At 67.9% G+C, this 15,717-nt stretch carries 16 protein-coding genes; 9 read left to right on the top strand and 7 right to left on the bottom strand.

The annotated features are described in order from the left end of the window. Positions 1–167 precede the first annotated feature (167 nt). From QLH51_RS06020 to sdhC, 4 genes are all read right to left on the bottom strand, one after another. Positions 168–737: an ATP-dependent Clp protease proteolytic subunit gene (locus tag QLH51_RS06020; protein WP_125656111.1), complete on the bottom strand. Its 570-nt coding sequence runs from the start codon at positions 735–737 to the stop codon at positions 168–170. 488 nt (positions 738–1,225) lie between these two features. Beyond that, positions 1,226–3,046 carry a succinate dehydrogenase flavoprotein subunit gene (gene sdhA, locus QLH51_RS06015; protein ID WP_125656114.1) on the bottom strand — a complete coding sequence of 607 codons (1,821 nt, stop codon included), beginning with the start codon at positions 3,044–3,046 and terminating at the stop codon, positions 1,226–1,228. Beyond that, positions 3,046–3,432 carry a succinate dehydrogenase, hydrophobic membrane anchor protein gene (gene sdhD, locus QLH51_RS06010; RefSeq protein ID WP_125656117.1) on the bottom strand — a complete coding sequence of 129 codons (387 nt, stop codon included), beginning with the start codon at positions 3,430–3,432 and terminating at the stop codon, positions 3,046–3,048. Before sdhD ends, sdhA begins: the two co-directional genes overlap by 1 nt. Then, positions 3,432–3,836 carry a succinate dehydrogenase, cytochrome b556 subunit gene (gene sdhC, locus QLH51_RS06005; protein WP_283514451.1) on the bottom strand — a complete coding sequence of 135 codons (405 nt, stop codon included), beginning with the start codon at positions 3,834–3,836 and terminating at the stop codon, positions 3,432–3,434. The genes sdhD and sdhC overlap by 1 nt, the downstream gene beginning before the upstream one ends. 239 nt (positions 3,837–4,075) lie before the next feature. Here sdhC and QLH51_RS06000 point away from each other — a divergent pair, with 239 nt between their 5' ends. The 3 genes from QLH51_RS06000 (at position 4,076) to QLH51_RS05990 (ending at position 7,214) form a co-directional block, all read left to right on the top strand. After that, positions 4,076–5,428: a methyl-accepting chemotaxis protein gene (locus tag QLH51_RS06000; protein WP_206428916.1), complete on the top strand. Its 1,353-nt coding sequence runs from the start codon at positions 4,076–4,078 to the stop codon at positions 5,426–5,428. Positions 5,429–5,601: 173 nt separating this feature from the next. Further along, complete coding sequence (locus tag QLH51_RS05995; protein WP_125656123.1) at positions 5,602–6,285, top strand: SDR family NAD(P)-dependent oxidoreductase; 684 nt, start codon at positions 5,602–5,604, stop codon at positions 6,283–6,285. Further along, positions 6,282–7,214 (top strand): 50S ribosomal protein L11 methyltransferase, encoded by a 933-nt coding sequence (locus QLH51_RS05990; RefSeq protein ID WP_125656126.1) that lies wholly within the window; start codon positions 6,282–6,284, stop codon positions 7,212–7,214. The genes QLH51_RS05995 and QLH51_RS05990 overlap by 4 nt, the downstream gene beginning before the upstream one ends. A gap of 25 nt (positions 7,215–7,239) precedes the next feature. Here QLH51_RS05990 and phhA read toward each other — a convergent pair whose 3' ends face one another. Next, positions 7,240–8,106 (bottom strand): phenylalanine 4-monooxygenase, encoded by an 867-nt coding sequence (phhA, locus tag QLH51_RS05985; RefSeq protein WP_125656129.1) that lies wholly within the window; start codon positions 8,104–8,106, stop codon positions 7,240–7,242. A gap of 24 nt (positions 8,107–8,130) precedes the next feature. On the opposite strand from phhA, the gene QLH51_RS05980 reads away from it, so the two are divergent. Both QLH51_RS05980 and QLH51_RS05975 read left to right on the top strand, forming a co-directional pair. Beyond that, a complete protein-coding gene (locus tag QLH51_RS05980; protein WP_206428917.1) occupies positions 8,131–8,787 on the top strand; it encodes a TIGR02117 family protein in 657 nt (218 codons plus the stop codon). Next, entirely contained in the window at positions 8,778–9,518 is a 741-nt protein-coding gene (locus QLH51_RS05975) for an alpha/beta hydrolase (protein WP_125656132.1), read from the top strand. Before QLH51_RS05980 ends, QLH51_RS05975 begins: the two co-directional genes overlap by 10 nt. A gap of 108 nt (positions 9,519–9,626) precedes the next feature. Here the strand turns inward: QLH51_RS05975 and QLH51_RS05970 are convergent, their stop codons facing one another. Both QLH51_RS05970 and QLH51_RS05965 read right to left on the bottom strand, forming a co-directional pair. After that, complete coding sequence (locus tag QLH51_RS05970; RefSeq protein ID WP_125656135.1) at positions 9,627–9,872, bottom strand: hypothetical protein; 246 nt, start codon at positions 9,870–9,872, stop codon at positions 9,627–9,629. 10 nt (positions 9,873–9,882) lie between these two features. Next, positions 9,883–10,908 carry a glycerophosphodiester phosphodiesterase gene (locus QLH51_RS05965; protein ID WP_206428918.1) on the bottom strand — a complete coding sequence of 342 codons (1,026 nt, stop codon included), beginning with the start codon at positions 10,906–10,908 and terminating at the stop codon, positions 9,883–9,885. Positions 10,909–10,980: 72 nt separating this feature from the next. On the opposite strand from QLH51_RS05965, the gene QLH51_RS05960 reads away from it, so the two are divergent. From QLH51_RS05960 to QLH51_RS05945, 4 genes are all read left to right on the top strand, one after another. Then, positions 10,981–11,499 carry a 2Fe-2S iron-sulfur cluster-binding protein gene (locus QLH51_RS05960; protein ID WP_125656138.1) on the top strand — a complete coding sequence of 173 codons (519 nt, stop codon included), beginning with the start codon at positions 10,981–10,983 and terminating at the stop codon, positions 11,497–11,499. Then, positions 11,496–12,473: an FAD binding domain-containing protein gene (locus tag QLH51_RS05955; RefSeq protein ID WP_125656141.1), complete on the top strand. Its 978-nt coding sequence runs from the start codon at positions 11,496–11,498 to the stop codon at positions 12,471–12,473. The genes QLH51_RS05960 and QLH51_RS05955 overlap by 4 nt, the downstream gene beginning before the upstream one ends. Further along, positions 12,470–14,689: a xanthine dehydrogenase family protein molybdopterin-binding subunit gene (locus tag QLH51_RS05950; RefSeq protein ID WP_125656144.1), complete on the top strand. Its 2,220-nt coding sequence runs from the start codon at positions 12,470–12,472 to the stop codon at positions 14,687–14,689. Before QLH51_RS05955 ends, QLH51_RS05950 begins: the two co-directional genes overlap by 4 nt. A gap of 236 nt (positions 14,690–14,925) precedes the next feature. Continuing rightward, positions 14,926–15,705, top strand: a complete 780-nt coding sequence (locus QLH51_RS05945; RefSeq protein WP_125656147.1) for a succinate dehydrogenase iron-sulfur subunit — start codon at positions 14,926–14,928, stop codon at positions 15,703–15,705. The last annotated feature ends 12 nt before the right edge of the window (positions 15,706–15,717 follow it).

The following is a 15,717-nucleotide window of genomic DNA, read 5'->3' as shown; positions in this document are numbered from 1 at the left end:
AGCAAGCCAACTCCGTTGATTGCTTACCAATCGTTCGTCCTGAGTAGCCATTGAGCCTGTCGAAATGGCGTATCGAAGGACCGCTTGTGGCGAGGTGCTTCGATACGGGCCTTCGACTTCGCTCAGTCCCTACTCAGCACGAACGGGTTTGGGCCAAGCCGGATATTTCAGATCACGTCCAGCACCAGCCCGCGCGCCTTGGCCTCGTCGGCGCCGATGTACCAGTTGGCCGGGGCCTTCTCGACCAGTTCCTCGAACGGAACCTGCGACCCGGTAACGATGTCGCGGAAACCCTCTTCCTCGATCTCGACCGACACTTCGATCTCGTGCAGCTTGGCCTTGAGCGTCGCGACCAGCATCTTGAGCGGGCCCGACAGTTCGAGCGTGCTCTTCATCTGGCGTTCGTGGAGCATCAGGCGGGTGCCCTTGGTCAGGAAACGCTTGTTCACCGGAAAGGCCGACATGAACGTCGAGCCGGCGGAATAGACGGCGACCTTGCCGAGGAACAGCGCCTCGCGGCCGGTATAGTCGCGCAGCAGGCGGATATCGTCGCCCATCGCCCGCGCCACTTCCGGATCGCCGCCCAGCGTCGAGATCGACACGACGAGCGGGCCGTCGGTGGGAGCGGCGAGGACCTGACTGCGGAAGCTGTCGTACATCGCATGGTCGACCGGGCCGGCGAGATGGACGTGCGGGCGGGCGAGCAGCGGATAGTCGTTGATGCTGGTGTCGGACATGGCGGGCGTTCCCTCTGACGTGGTCGGCGGCGGTAACCGGGGGCGGGCAGGTTCGGTTCCGGGTTTTTTCGGCAATTGATTCACGCGAAGGCGCGATGGCTGCGAAGAAAGGAAGTTCAGGGGTTCGCGCGGAGGCGCGGAGACGCGGAGGGGTTGCGATCTGGTCCCAGGGTGCGCGCCATCATGGGGGAAGCCGCGTGCGGGAGGCTGCGCAGGTCTTCCGGTCATAGACGTCACCCCGGCGAAGGCCGGGGTCTTTGTCGATCTGGCGGGGCAGGAGCCGCGGGAGACCCCAGCCTTCGCTGAGGTGACGTTTGTACGGATGGCCTGGAGCGGAGCGGTGCCGCTGGCGCTTCCCCTCCGCGTCTCCGCGTCTCCGCGTCTACGCGCGAACCACTCTTCTTCGTGCCTTCGCGCCTTCGCGTGAAAACAAAAAGGGCGACCGGCCTACCAAGCCGATCGCCCTTTCCGAACCAGAGATGGCGACCTCAGTACACCCGCTTCTTCGGCTTGATATACTCGATCTCGTCGGTGAGCGTGTAGTCGTGCACCGGGCGGTAATCGATCGCGGTCAGGCCGCCATTGCCGCCCCAGCCGTCGAAGGTCGCGATGGTGTGCTTCATCCAGTTGGCGTCGTCGCGATCGGGGAAATCCTCGTTCACGTGCGCGCCGCGGCTTTCCTTGCGGTTCTGTGCCGAGCGGATGGTGACCATCGCCTGCGCCAGCAGGTTGTCGAGTTCGAGCGTCTCGACGAGGTCGGTGTTCCAGATCAGCGACCGGTCGGTGACGTTCACGTCGGCGAACGACCGGTAGATGTCGTCCATCATCGTCACGCCTTCGTTCAGCAGCGCGTCGTCGCGGAACACGGCGCAGTGCTTCTGCATCGTCTTCTGCATGGCGAGGCGGATCTGCGCGGTCGGCGTGGCGCCCTTCGCATTGCGGAACTTGTCGAGCCGGGCGAGCGCCAGGTCCGCCGACCCTTCGGGCAGCGGCTTGTGCGGGGTGTTCGGCTTCAGCGTTTCCTTGAGGCGCAGGCCGGTGGCGCGGCCGAACACGACAAGGTCGATCAGCGAGTTGGAGCCGAGGCGATTGGCGCCGTGGACCGACACGCAGGCCGCTTCGCCGACCGCGAACAGGCCGGGGACGACCGTGTCGGGGTTGCCGTCGCGGTTGACGACGACTTCGCCGTGATAGTTACACGGGATGCCGCCCATGTTGTAGTGGACCGTCGGGGTGACCGGCAGCGGCTGGCGGGTCAGGTCGACGCCGGCGAAGATCTTGCCGGTTTCGGTGATGCCCGGCAGGCGTTCGGCCAGCACCTTCGGATCGATATGGTCGAGGTGCAGGAAGATATGGTCGCCGTCCTTGCCGACGCCGCGCCCTTCGCGCATCTCCATCGCCATCGACCGGCTGACGACGTCGCGCGAGGCGAGGTCCTTGGCCGAGGGGGCGTAGCGTTCCATGAACCGCTCGCCGTCCTTGTTGGTCAGATACCCGCCCTCGCCGCGCGCCCCCTCGGTAATCAGCACGCCCGCGCCGTAGATGCCGGTCGGGTGGAACTGCACGAACTCCATGTCCTGAAGCGGCAGGCCGGCGCGCAGCACCATGCCGCCGCCGTCGCCGGTGCAGCTGTGCGCCGAGGTGGCGGAGAAATAGCAGCGGCCATAGCCGCCGGTCGCCAGCACCACCGAATGGGCGCGGAAGCGGTGGATCGAGCCGTCTTCCATGCACAAGGCGATGACGCCGCGGCACACCTTCTCGCCATCGGGCCCGTCCTCCATGATGAGGTCGAGCGCGAAATATTCGACGAAGAAGTCGGCATCGTATTTCAGCGACTGCTGGTACAGCGCGTGAAGCATGGCGTGGCCGGTCCGGTCGGCGGCGGCGCAGGTGCGCTGGACCGGGGGGCCTTCGCCCATGTTCTGCATGTGGCCGCCGAACGGCCGCTGGTAGATCGTCCCGTCCTCGTTCCGGCTGAACGGCACGCCGGCATGTTCCAGCTCGATCACCGCCGCAGGGGCTTCGCGGACCATATATTCGATCGCGTCCTGGTCGCCGAGCCAGTCGGAGCCCTTGACGGTGTCGTACATGTGCCACGACCAGTGGTCGGGTGAATTGTTGCCCAGCGACGCGGCGATGCCGCCCTGTGCCGCGACGGTGTGCGACCGGGTCGGGAACACCTTGGTGATGCAGGCGGTCTTCAGGCCCGCCTCGGCGATGCCCATCGTCGCGCGCAGGCCCGAGCCGCCCGCGCCGACGACGACCGCGTCATAGGTGTGATCGATGATCTTGTAGGCGTCGGTGGCCATTATGCGGGCGTCCCGGTGAAAGCGATACGGAGGATCGAGAAGGCGGCGAACAGCCAGCCCGCGCCATAGACGAGGTTCAGCGCGATCAGCGCAACGACGCGCGTCTCGTCATGCTGGTAATCCTCGATCACGGTCTGCAGCCCCATCTTGGCATGGTAGAAGACCGAGGTGGCGAGCAGGATCAGCGGCACCGCGCCCCATGCCGACGACACCCATGCGAACATGGTATCGTAGTCGTAGCCGGGCAGCAGCGCGAGCGAGAACACCAGCCACAGCATCAGCACGAGGTTCGAGACCGCCGTCAGCCGTTGATGCCAGAAATGATGCGCGCCGGCCTTGGCCGATCCCAGGCCGCGGACGCGGCCGATGCTGGTTCCGTTACCCATCAGTGCTTCCCCACCAGCAGCCAGGCCCACAGCGCGGCAGTCGCGCAGGCGGCGAACACGATCGTCGCGATCGCGCTCTGCCGGTTGCCCTTCAGTTCGAAATTGGCGCCGATATCCATGAAGAAATGGCGGATGCCGTTGCCGATATGCTGGAACAGCGCGAAGCTGAGCCCGATGCCGACGACGTAGCCGACAACCGCGAACGGCCCGGTGAACCACGACAGGAACCGCGCATAGCTGTCCTCGCCGCCGGCCAGCGCCGCCAGCCACCACACGAACAGCGCGAGGCCGACGGTGCCCATGGCGACGCCGGTGGCGCGGTGCAGGATCGACACCAGCATGTTCGGCCCCCAGCGCCAGACCTGAAGGTGGGGCGATACGGGACGGGATTTGGGGCGGACCATGGCCAAGTCGGACATTCCTCAAGCAGCGCATGCACCATGCCGGGCGGGTGCGGATTTCCAGCGATTGTGGCCTATCTACGCACCCGCCCCGCCGATGCAAGTGCGCTTGCGCGAAAGGGCGGCGCGGCACGCTGCGTGGTCAACCGACTATTAACACCTTCCCCCCTACCTTGCGACACGGACGAGACGACGAACGGACCAGCGCGGTCCGGCCGCCGAATCGACATTGGGGGATACCGGTGAACACGAAACAGCTTCCTGCGGCCGAAAGCGTCAGCCCGACCATCGATCTGGCGATGCGGTTGCGGATGTTCGATTTCTCCGAACGCGAGATTGCCGAGGTGCGCGAGTGCTGGACGGTGATCGAACCGCATGCGCGCGAGATCGCGGCGACGATCCTGCCCCGGTCCGAACGGGCCGGCGGGCGCGGCGCCGTGGCGAGCGACGCCGAACGCATCATCGAGCTGGGCGCCGCCTATCTGCGCAACCAGTTCACCAACCTGACCGGCATCGCGTGGGTCCAGTCGGTGGAACGGACGGTCGCGCGGGCGTTCTCGACCGGGTCGTCGCTGACCGCGGTGCTGGCGATCGTCGATGCCTATGGCCGCAAGACGATGGAAGTGTTGCAACGCGAGCTGGCGGGCGACGAATCCGGCCTGCGCAAGTACACGATGCTGCTGCTGCGGACCCGTGCGCTGGAGAACGACGTCTATGTCGCGCTCTACAGTGCGTATCTGGCCTACGACATGCAGACGGCACGCGACGCGCTGGCGCACGAGTTCCGCGACAATATCGGCGCGACGGTCGAGCGGGCGAGCCGCGAGAGCGATACGCTGCGCGTTCATGCGAACCGCAGCTCGGCCAATGTCCGCGGCATGCTGGGCAAGGCATCCGAGGTCGCCGCCGCCGCCGAACAATCGGCGGTCGCGATGCGCGAGGCCGCCGCGACGTCGGCCGGACTGATCCGCGCGATCGAGGACGCCCGCATGGAGGTCGAGGCCGCCGCCGAGATCGCGACCCGCGCGTCGGAACAGGCCGGGACCGCCGTCGGCATGTCGGAGGCGCTGTCGGACCATGCCAAGTCGATCGAATCGATCCTGGGGCTGATCCGCGACATCGCCGGGCAGACCAACCTGCTGGCGCTGAACGCCACGATCGAGGCGGCGCGCGCGGGCGATGCCGGCCGCGGCTTCGCGGTGGTGGCGCAGGAGGTCAAGAGCCTCGCCAGCCAGACCGCACGCGCGACCGACGACATCGCCGCCAAGATCGCCGCGATCCAGGCCGCGACGCGATCGACCGTCGATACCAACGCATCGATCCGCTCGACCGTCACCGAGGTGCAGGAGAGCGCGAACCGCATCCGCAGCGCGATGGAGGTGCAGGCCCAGACCGTCACCGCGATCACCGCCGCGGTCGACGAAACCGCGCTGGCCGCCGATTCGATGTCGTCGACCATCGCCGCGATCCGCGAGGACACCGAAATGGTGGCGTCGGAGATCGACCGGGTCGGCAACGGCTTCACCCAGCTCGACGGCGAGCTGGGCGCGCTGAAGAACAGTGCGGTGGATTTCGTGGGGAAGGTCGCGGCGTAGATTCGCGGCGGGCGAAGGCCGGCCCGATGCGTCACCCCGGCGCAGGCTGGGGTCTTTCGCAATGGCGTGGTGCGTAAGCCCCGGGAGATCCCAGCCTTCGCTGGGATGACGTGGGTGGCTGGGGTGTTCGGTCGCCCCGTTGCCCGCACCCGCGCCGCCGCCTACACGCGGCCATGGCCCATATTCTCCTGACCGGGGGATCGCGCGGGATCGGGGCGGCGATTGCCGACCGGTTGCGTGGACCCCATGCCGTTGCCGTACAGGCGACGCGCGGCGACCTTGCCGCCGACTTCGCCGATCCCGGTGCGCCGACGGACCTCTGGGCGCGGGCGCTCGACCGGCTGGACGGGCGGATCGACGTGCTCATCAACAATGCCGGCGTGTTCGAGGCGCACGACCTGTCGCTGCCCCATGACCAGTGGGTCGCGGGGTGGGAGCGGACGATGCGGATCAACCTGACCGCCGCGGCCGAACTCAGCCGGCTGGCGGTGCTGCACTGGCAGGCGACCGGGCGGCCGGGGCGAATCGTCAACATCGCCAGCCGCGCGGCGCATCGCGGCGACAGTCCGGCACACTGGCATTATGCCGCGTCGAAGGCGGGGATGGTCGCGATGACCAAGACCATCGCCCGCGCCCATGCCGCCGAGGGCATATTGGCGTTCGCAATCTGTCCGGGGTTCGTCGCGACGGCGATGGCCGACACCGCCGGTCCGGCGACCGCGCAGGCCGATATTCCGCTGGGCCGGGTGGCGGCGGTCGACGAGGTGGCGACGGTGGCCGCCTTCTGTGCCACGGAGGCGCCCGAATCGATGACCGGCGCGGTGCTGGACATCAATGGCGCGAGTTACGTGCGATGAGCTGGAAACTGACCCTCCCCTGCACCCGGGCCGAGGCCGAGGCGATCGATGCCGCCGAGGATTTCGGGATCGATCCCGCGCCGGTGCTGATGACGACCGAAACGGTCGAGGACGATACCGAGACGTGGCGGCTCGACGCCTATTTCGAGGCCGAGCCCGATGCGCACGCCGTGGCCGCGATCGCCGCGCTGGTGCCGAGCGCCGCGGGTAAGGCCGCTGGAATCGAGGCGCTGGGCGACGAGGACTGGGTGACGATGAGCCAGGCGGGGCTGGCGCCGCTGCATGTCGGGCGCTTCTATGTCCATGTCGGCGCGCTGGACACCGCCCCGGCGGGGACGCGGGCGTTCCGCATCGATGCGGGGCGCGCGTTCGGGACCGGGCATCACGAGACGACCAGCGGGTGCCTGGCCATGCTCGACCGGTTGGCGGACGCGGGCTTCGCCAATGTCATCGACCTCGGCACCGGGACCGGGTTGCTGGCGTTCGCGGCGCGCGAATTGTGGCCGGCGGCGCGGGTGATCGCGACCGATATCGATCCGGTGGCGATCGACGTGACGGCGCAGAATGCGACGACGAACGCGGTCGGCCGGGTCGAACTGGTGGTGGCCGATGGCGCGCTGTCGGACGCGATCACGACGGCGGCGCCCTATGACCTGCTGATCGCCAACATCCTTGCCGGGCCACTGATGTCGATGGCGCCCGAGGTGGCGGCGATCGCTGCGCCGGCGGCGACGATCGTGCTGGCGGGGTTGCTGGAGACGCAGCGGGCGGACGTGGTCGCGGCCTATGCGGCGTGCGGGTGTTCGCTGGAGGAGGTCGACCGGCGGGGCGACTGGAGCGTGTTGCGGCTGGTGGCGGGGGCGGACCGCTTCGTGCCGACCGCGCCGATCGATCCGAAGGGAAGGGACGGCTGGGCGCTGGACCTCTGAAATCCTCCCCGGCACGGGGAGGATTTCAGCGCTTCGACTTCGCGTATTCCTGCGTGCCTTCGGTCAGCACCACATCCTCGGGCAACACCGCATCCACCGCGATCTCGCGCTGTCCCCGGATCGCGTCGTAGACCGGCGCGAAGTCGGTCTCGACGGTCAGGCGCAGCAGGTCGTCGAAGCCGGGGATGACGAAATAGGTCTGCTGGAAATCGTCGATCCGGTAATCGGTACGCATGACCCGGGCGAGGTCGAGCATGATCCGGTTCGGGCTGGGATCGTCGAGCGAGAAGCGGGTTTCCGAGGCACTCGACACGATGCCCGCGCCATAGATGCGCAGGCCGTCGGCTTCCTGCACCAGCCCGAATTCGACGGTGTACCAGTAGAGCCGGGCAAGCTGCTTGAGCGAACCCAGTTCGAGCGCGCGCAGGCCGCCGCGGCCATAGGCGGCGAGATAGTCGGCGAATACCGGGTCGGCGAGCATCGGCACATGGCCGAACACGTCGTGGAAGACGTCGGGTTCCTGCAGGTAATCGAGCTGGTCGGGGCGGCGGATGAAGTTGCCGGCGACGAAGCGGCGATTGGCCATGTGGGTGAAGAACACGTCGTCGGGCACCAGCCCCGGCACCGCCACGACACGCCAGCCGGTCAGCGCCTCCAGCCGGTCCGACAGTTCCTCGAAATCGGGGATGCCCGATTCGGACAGCTTCAGCGCATCGAGCCCGCGCAGGAACGCGTCCGACGCGCGGCCGGGCAGCAGCTTCATCTGCCGCGCATACAGCGTGTCCCATGTCGCATGGTCCTGTGCCCCATAGGCGTCCCAGCCCTGCGGGATCGTCCAGTCGGCATTGGCGCCCTCGGGCGGGCGGTCGAGCACATGGGTTTCGCTTGCCATCGCGCGATAGTAGCATGGGAAACGATGCGACGGAAATGGCTGCGCCGAATTGCGGGGATGCTGGGGGCGGTGGCGCTCGTCGTGCTGACATATCTGTTCGCCGGGCTGGTCGGCGGGGCGATCCCGGCGGGCGGACAGGCGCCGTCGGCGACCGGTGGCATCCGCATCTATGTCGAGGATAACGGCATCCATACCGGCATCGTCCTGCCCAAGCACGCCGCCGGCATGGCGTTCGACGATCTGGTGCGGGCGCAGGATATCGCCGATCCGCGCCATGCCGGCCATGGCTGGCTGTCGATCGGCTGGGGCGACCGCGCCTTCTATGTCGGCACGCCGACCTGGGGAGATGTGAAGCCCGCCACCATCGCCGCGGCCGCGATCGGCAGCGATGCGGTGGTGCTGCATGTCGGGCATCTGCCCGAGCCGGCCGGCGAGCCGGGGGTGTATCCGGTGATGCTCAGCCCCGACCAGTATCGCCGGCTGGTCACCGCGATCCGGGCGAGCTTTGCGCAAGGGACACCGGTGCATGGCTATGGCGCGTCCGATGCCTTTTACGTCGCGCGCGGACGGTATAGTGCGGTGGAGACATGCAACAGCTGGACCGGACGGATGCTGCGGATCGCGGGCGTGCCGATGGGGCGGTGGACGCCGTTTCCGGTGACGGTGACGTCGTGGCTGTGAACCCCCTCCCCCCGCCGCCGCTGGGCCGGTTCGTGATCGAGACGCCGCGCGCCGCACTGGCGCTGGCGGGGGTGCCGTTCGGCTGGCGCGCGGCGCTGGAGCATGCGCCACGTGCCGCGGGCGAGCCGGTGCTGCTGCTGCCCGGACTGTTCAACAGCGACCGGTCGAACGCGATCATGGCGCGCTACCTACGCGCGCTGGGCCATGATGCGCGCGGCTGGGAACTGGGGCGCAATTTCGGGCAGCGCAGCATCGGGCCGGACGGCGAGCTGCTGTTCGCGCGGATCGATGCGGTCGCGCAGGCGACCGGGCGGCCGGTGGCGCTGGTCGGGGTCAGCCTGGGCGGAATCATGGCGCGCCTCGCCGCGCACCGCCGCCCCGCGCTGGTCGAACAGGTGGTGAGCGTCGCCAGCCCCTATGCCGGGCCGGCGCGCTCGACGCGGGTGTGGCGGCTGTACGAATGGATCAGCGGCGAATCGGTCGACGATCCCGCCGTGCTGGCGCTGGCCGACGAAGTGCGCCGCCCCCTGCCCGTCCCCGCCACCGCGATCTGGAGCGCCAGCGACGGGCTGGTCAACGGCCTTGGCTGCCATGTGGCGGGCGAGCCGGGCTGCCGGTCGGTCGAGGTGGTGAGCAGCCATTACGGAGTGCAGACCCGGCTGGTCGTGCTGCGCGCGGTGGCGGAGGCGCTGGCGGGGAACCGAACTGCGACCTCCGTTCGTCCTGAGTAGCCACTGAGCCTGTCGAAGGGGCGTATCGAAGGACCGCCAAGGGTGCTTCTATACGGGTCTTCGACTTTGCTCAGCCCCTACTCAGCACGAACGGATGGTCTGCAGTCCTCAATCGTCGTCGCGTCGCGCCTCGCGCCGTCGCCGCGCTTCTTCCTTGCGCATCTCGCGACCTTCGCGCGCTTCCTTCTTGCGCATCTTGCGGCCGTAGTTGCGGTCGGCTTCCGACTGGCTGGTGGTGGTCCAGTCGACGACCTGCGCCCCGGCGCGGACCGGGGCGGTGGCCACGTTCCAGACGGTGCTGACACAGCCGCCGGTCAGCGGCGCCATCGCCAATATCGCCCACGCCAGTCGCATCTCGTTGTCCTCAATAGGGTTTGTCGCGTATCTGCGCCCCGATTAGCGGGAAATCGGTGAAGAAACCATCGACGCCGGCGGTGACGGCATCGGCAATCTCCTGCCCCACGCGGCCATGCGCCGCCGGACCGCCGGCTACCTTGTATCGCTCGGGCAGAAAGATGTTTTCGGCGCGATAGGTCCAGGGGTGGACGCGCAGGCCGGCGGCATGGGCGTCGCGGACCAGCGGCGTGGTCGCCGACACCAGCGCCTTGTTCGGGCCGATGCCCCAGGCATAGGTCGCCACGGCCCTCAGCCCGGCGGGCGTCGCCATCGTCGCGTAGCTGTCGACCGCGCGGTCGGCCGGGGCGCCGGCGGCGTCCATCAGCTGGATCAGGCGGATGCCGGTCAGCTTCTTCAGCGCCTTCAGGTTGTTCACCTCGAACGACTGGATGAAGACCGGGGCGGTCGCGCCGTCCCATCCCGCCTTGCGCAATTCGCCGACCAGCCGCGCCTCCATCGGGTGGCCGATCGACGCGAACCATGTCGGGTGTTTGGTTTCGGGATAGATGCCGATGGTGCGCCCGGTCGCGGCGGTCGCCCGCTTGGCCAGCGCGATCACCTCGGCCAGCGTCGGGATCGGCTGCTGCCCGTCATACGCCGCGTTGGCCGGGCGCAGTTGCGGCAGGCGCTCCTTCGCGCGCAGCGTGCGCAGTTCGGCCAGCGTGAAATCCTCGGTGAACCAGCCGGTCACCTGCTGCCCGTCGATCGTCTTCGTCGTGCGCCGCGCGGCGAATTCGGGATGCGCCGCGACGTCGGTCGTGCCCGAAATCTCGTTCTCGTGCCGCGCCACGAACACGTCGTCCTTCGTCAGGACGAGGTCGGGTTCGATGAAGTCGGCACCCTGTTCGATCGCGAGTGCATAGGCCGCGAGGGTATGTTCGGGGCGCGATCCGCTGGCGCCGCGATGCGCGATCACGATCGGCACGGGATCGATCGGTCGTTCCTCCACCATCGCCCCGTTCCCCAGCATCGCCGCCACCAACGTACCCAACATCTGCGATCCCTTCGCAAGAGGAAACCCTTTGATGCGCGATCGTTAGCCGACACGACCAACGGAGCGCGCCCCATGCAATTCACCATCAACGGACAGCCGTATCAGGCGGAGGCGGACATCCGCACCTCGCTGCTCGACCTACTGCGCGAACATCTCTCGCTCACCGGCAGCAAGAAGGGCTGCGACCATGGCCAATGCGGGGCGTGCACCGTGCTGGTGAACGGCCGCCGCATCAATTCGTGCCTCACCCTCGCCGTGATGCATCAGGATGACGACATCGTGACGATCGAGGGGCTGGGCACGCCGGACAAGCTGCATCCGTTGCAGGCGGCGTTCGTCAGGCACGACGGGTTCCAGTGCGGCTATTGCACGCCGGGGCAGATCTGTTCGGCGGTCGGCATGCTCGACGAGGTCGAGAAGGGCTGGCCAAGCCATGTCAGCGACACGCTGAACGATCCCGCCTTCACCGACGACGAGATTCGCGAGCGGATGAGCGGCAATATCTGTCGCTGTTCGGCCTATCCCAACATCGTCGATGCGATCCGCGAAGTCGCCGACGCGCGCCAGCCGGTCCGGGAGGCAGCGGAATGAAACTGTTCGACTATGCCAGGGCCGACAGCGCCGAAACCGCGGTACGCGAAGGCGCGGTCCGCGACACCAAGTTCATCGCCGGCGGGACCAACCTGCTCGACCTGATGAAATTGCAGATCGAGACGCCCGCGCGGCTGGTCGACATCAGCCGCCTGCCGCTCGACCGGATCGAGGAGATCGACGGCGGCGGGGTGCGGATCGGCGCGCTGGTGCCCAATTCCGACCTCGCCGCGTCGCCGATCATCCGCGATCGCTACGAGGTGCTCAGCCGCGCGCTGCTGGCCGGCGCGTCGGGGCAGTTGCGCAACAAGGCGTCGACCGGCGGCAACCTGCTGCAACGCACGCGCTGCTATTATTTCTACGAACCGGCGGCGCGCTGCAACAAGCGGGTGCCGGGGTCGGGCTGCGACGCGCAGCAGGGCTTCAACCGCATCCTCGCCGTGCTCGGCACCAGCGAGCATTGCATCGCGACGCATCCCAGCGACATGGCGGTCGCGATGCGCGCGCTGGACGCGACGATCGTGACGCTGGGCAGCGATGGCGAGAAGCGGCGGATCGCGATCGGCGACTTCTATCGCCTGCCGGGTGACACGCCCGACGTGGAGACCGTGCTGCGGCCCGGCGAGCTCATCACCCATGTCGAACTGCCGGCGGCGCCCGCGGGTCGCCAGACCTATCGCAAGGTGCGCGACCGCGCATCCTATGCGTTCGCGCTGGTGTCGGTCGCCGGGATCGTCGGGCAGGACGGGGGCAGGATCGCCTCGGCCCGCCTCGCCTTCGGCGGGCTGGGACCGATGCCGTGGCGCGATGCCGCGGTCGAGAACGTGCTCGTCGGGCAGGCCCCTTCGGATGCGCTGTTCGCAGAGGCCGCCGACCTGTTGCTGCGCGATGCCAGAGGTTTCGGCAGCAACGATTTCAAGATTCCGCTGGCGCGCCGGACGCTGATCGCGACGCTGAGGGAGCTGACCGCATGACCACCAACGCGCTGCGCATGGACAAGCCCGTCGAGACCAGCCTGCTCGACACCGGGGTACAGGGGATCATCGGCAAGGGGATCGAACGGGTCGACGGCCCGCTGAAGGTGGCCGGACAGGCGACCTATTCGGCGGAATACGACTTCCCCGACATGGCCTATGGCTTCCTCGTCCGCGCGCCGTTCGCGGCGGGGACGATCACCGCGATCGATGCCGAGGGGGCAAAGGCGCTGCCGGGCGTGGTCGATGTCGTCGTCGATCTGAAGACCTTCATCCGCAACCCGCAACAGGGCGGCGAGACCGGCGCGCCGACCCAGGGCGTCAAGGACGTGGCCTATTTCGGCGAGCCGGTGGCGATCGTCGTCGCCGAGAGCTTCGAGGTGGCGCGCGACGCTGCGCAGCTGGTGGCGATCCGGTACAAGCCGACCGAGGGCGTGTTCACGTTCGACGACCATGTCGACGACGCGATCAAGCCGCCGCCGGGATCGATGCCGCCCTATCACGAACAGGGTGATCTCGACCGGGCGATGGCCGGGGCGGCGTTCACCATCGACGATGTGTGGCGCACCCCGTCGCAGAATTCGGCGGCGATGGAGCCGCATGCGTCGATCGCGGTGTGGTACGATGCCGGGCTGACGCTGTACGGATCGCTCCAGATGCCGTCGTCGGACAAGCAGCAGCTGGCCAAGGCGCTGGGCGAGCGGGCGTCGAAGGTGCGCGTCGTCGCCCGCTATATCGGCGGCGGATTCGGATCGAAGCTGGGCATCTCGCCCGACACGGTCGCCACGGCGATCGCGGCGAAGGCGGTCGGGCGGCCGGTCAAGACGGTGATGACCCGCCAGCAGGTGTTCGACGCGACGGTACGCCGGTCGAACACGCAGCAGCGCTTTCGCCTTGCCGCCGATGCCGATGGCAGGCTGACGGGAATCGGGCACGAGACGCTGTGTTCCAACCTGCCGGGCGAGGGCTATTTCGAGCCGGCGGGACAGGCGACGCAGTTCCTGTACGGCGGCGCGAACCGGATCATCAAGCACGATCTGGTCGAGCTGAACCGCACCCTGTCGGGGTCGATGCGCGCGCCGGGCGAGGCGGTCGGGCTGCTGGCGCAGGAAAATGCGATGGACGAGCTGGCGGAAAAGATCGGGATAGACCCGGTCGAGCTGCGCCGGCGCAACGATCCGGCGAAGGACCCGCAAAAGGACGTGCCCTTTTCGACGCGGTCGCTGACCCGCTGCCTCGACGCCGGAGCCACGGCGTTCGGCTGGGACCGGCGCAACATGGTGCCCGGCGGCCAGCGCGAGGGCGACTGGCTGATCGGGCACGGCATGGCGGCGACCACGCGCACCAACATGCTGCAACCGAGCGAGGCGCAGGTGTCGATCGGCCCCGACGGCCGTGCGCTGGTCGAAACCGACATGACCGATATCGGCACCGGCACCTATACCATCCTCGCCCAGATCGCGGGCGAGATCCTCGGCCTGCCGGTCGAGCGGGTGGCGGTGCACCTGGGCGATACCAACACGCCGCCGGGTGCGGGATCGGGCGGGTCGTGGGGTGCGGGCAGCAGCGGGTCGTCGGTGTATCTGGCGGCGCAGGCGCTGCGCGACAAGCTGGCGAAGGCGATGGGCGTCGATGCCGACGACATGACGCTGAAGGACGGCCATGCCATCGCCGGCAACCGTCGGGTCGCGATCGGCGAACTGGTCGGCGACGGGATCACCGCCACCGGATCGATCGAGCCGGGCAAGCAGGAGAAGGAAACCACACAGGCGAGCTATGGCGCGCATTTCTGCGAGGTGAAGGTCCATGCGGTGACCGGCGAGGTCCGCGTGACGCGCTGGCATGCGACGTTCGAGGCCGGACGCATCCTGAACCGGCAGACCGCGCGGTCGCAGTGCATCGGCGGCATCGTGTTCGGCATCGGCACCGCGCTGACCGAGGAACTGGTGCATGACGACCGCGACGGGCGCATCGTCAACCACGACCTCGCCGAATATCACGTGCCGGCGCACGCCGACATTCCGGCGATGGACATCGTGTTCCTCGACGAACGCGACCCCCATGCCAACCCGTTGCAGGCAAAGGGGATCGGCGAGCTGGGGATCGGCGGGGCCGGCGCGGCGGTGACCAACGCGATCTACAACGCGACCGGCGTGCGCGTGCGCGATTATCCGGCGACGCTCGACAAGCTGCTGGAAGGGTTGCCCGCGGTCTGAAATCCGCCCCGGCACGGGGAGGGGGACCAGCGAAGCTGGTGGAGGGGGGTGGCCCCGCAACGCAACCGTGGCGGATGCAGCGCTCCCCCTCCACGATGCTGCGCATGGTCCCCCTCCCCGTGCCGGGGCGGATCGGTCGAAAAAGGCTTGTTCGCGTTTGCGGCATCCCCACCTGTCATGTATCTGACCCGCAAACCCGGGCGCGTTCCCGCCCCAAGCCGAACCGAGCGAGCACCATGGCCGAATTCCGTTTGCCCAAGAACAGCGTCGTCAAGAAGGGCACGACCCACAAGTCGCCGACCGCGGGCCGGATCAAGAAATTCAAGGTCTATCGCTACGACCCGGATTCAGGCCAGAACCCGCGCTACGACGATTTCGAGATCGATCTGGACGAATGCGGGCCGATGGTGCTCGACGCGCTCATCAAGATGAAGTCGGAGCAAGACCCCTCGCTCACCTTCCGCCGTTCGTGCCGCGAGGGGATTTGCGGGTCGTGCTCGATGAACATCGACGGCCGCAATGGCCTCGCCTGCACCACCGCGATCGAGGATATCAAGGGCGACATCCGGATCACGCCGCTGCCGCACATGGACGTCATCAAGGACCTGGTGCCGGACTTCACGCACTTCTACGCGCAATATTCGTCGATCAAGCCGTGGCTGCAGACCGTCACCCCGACGCCCGCGGGCAAGGAACGGCTCCAGTCGCCCGACGAACGCGCGAAGCTCGACGGGCTGTACGAATGCATCCTGTGCGCGTGCTGCTCGACATCGTGCCCGAGCTACTGGTGGAACAGCGACAAGTTCCTGGGTCCGGCTATCCTGTTGCAGGCCTATCGCTGGCTGGCCGACAGCCGCGACGAGATGACCGGCGAACGGCTCGACGAGCTGGAAGACCCGTTCCGGCTGTATCGCTGCCACACGATCATGAACTGCGCGAACGTGTGCCCCAAGGGGCTGAACCCCGCCAAGGCGATCGCCGAGATCAAGAAGATGGAAGTCGAGCGGATCATCTGATCCGTTCGGCAA

This window comes from Sphingomonas sp. 2R-10 (genome assembly GCF_030062225.1).
Classification (GTDB): domain Bacteria; phylum Pseudomonadota; class Alphaproteobacteria; order Sphingomonadales; family Sphingomonadaceae; genus Sphingomonas.
Note: the sequence above shows the minus strand (reverse complement) of the source record. Positions and strands in the feature narration are given on the sequence as shown.

Coding starts and splice junctions, on each gene's coding strand:
- QLH51_RS05950 (WP_125656144.1), top strand. CDS start 12,470: ATGACCACCAACGCGCTGCGCATGGACAAGCCCGTCGAGACCAGCCTG.
- QLH51_RS05955 (WP_125656141.1), top strand. CDS start 11,496: ATGAAACTGTTCGACTATGCCAGGGCCGACAGCGCCGAAACCGCGGTA.
- QLH51_RS06020 (WP_125656111.1), bottom strand. CDS start 737: ATGTCCGACACCAGCATCAACGACTATCCGCTGCTCGCCCGCCCGCAC.
- QLH51_RS05990 (WP_125656126.1), top strand. CDS start 6,282: ATGAGCTGGAAACTGACCCTCCCCTGCACCCGGGCCGAGGCCGAGGCG.
- QLH51_RS05945 (WP_125656147.1), top strand. CDS start 14,926: ATGGCCGAATTCCGTTTGCCCAAGAACAGCGTCGTCAAGAAGGGCACG.
- sdhC (WP_283514451.1), bottom strand. CDS start 3,836: ATGGTCCGCCCCAAATCCCGTCCCGTATCGCCCCACCTTCAGGTCTGG.
- sdhA (WP_125656114.1), bottom strand. CDS start 3,046: ATGGCCACCGACGCCTACAAGATCATCGATCACACCTATGACGCGGTC.
- QLH51_RS05970 (WP_125656135.1), bottom strand. CDS start 9,872: ATGCGACTGGCGTGGGCGATATTGGCGATGGCGCCGCTGACCGGCGGC.
- QLH51_RS05980 (WP_206428917.1), top strand. CDS start 8,131: ATGCGACGGAAATGGCTGCGCCGAATTGCGGGGATGCTGGGGGCGGTG.
- sdhD (WP_125656117.1), bottom strand. CDS start 3,432: ATGGGTAACGGAACCAGCATCGGCCGCGTCCGCGGCCTGGGATCGGCC.
- QLH51_RS05960 (WP_125656138.1), top strand. CDS start 10,981: ATGCAATTCACCATCAACGGACAGCCGTATCAGGCGGAGGCGGACATC.
- QLH51_RS05965 (WP_206428918.1), bottom strand. CDS start 10,908: ATGTTGGGTACGTTGGTGGCGGCGATGCTGGGGAACGGGGCGATGGTG.
- QLH51_RS05995 (WP_125656123.1), top strand. CDS start 5,602: ATGGCCCATATTCTCCTGACCGGGGGATCGCGCGGGATCGGGGCGGCG.
- phhA (WP_125656129.1), bottom strand. CDS start 8,106: ATGGCAAGCGAAACCCATGTGCTCGACCGCCCGCCCGAGGGCGCCAAT.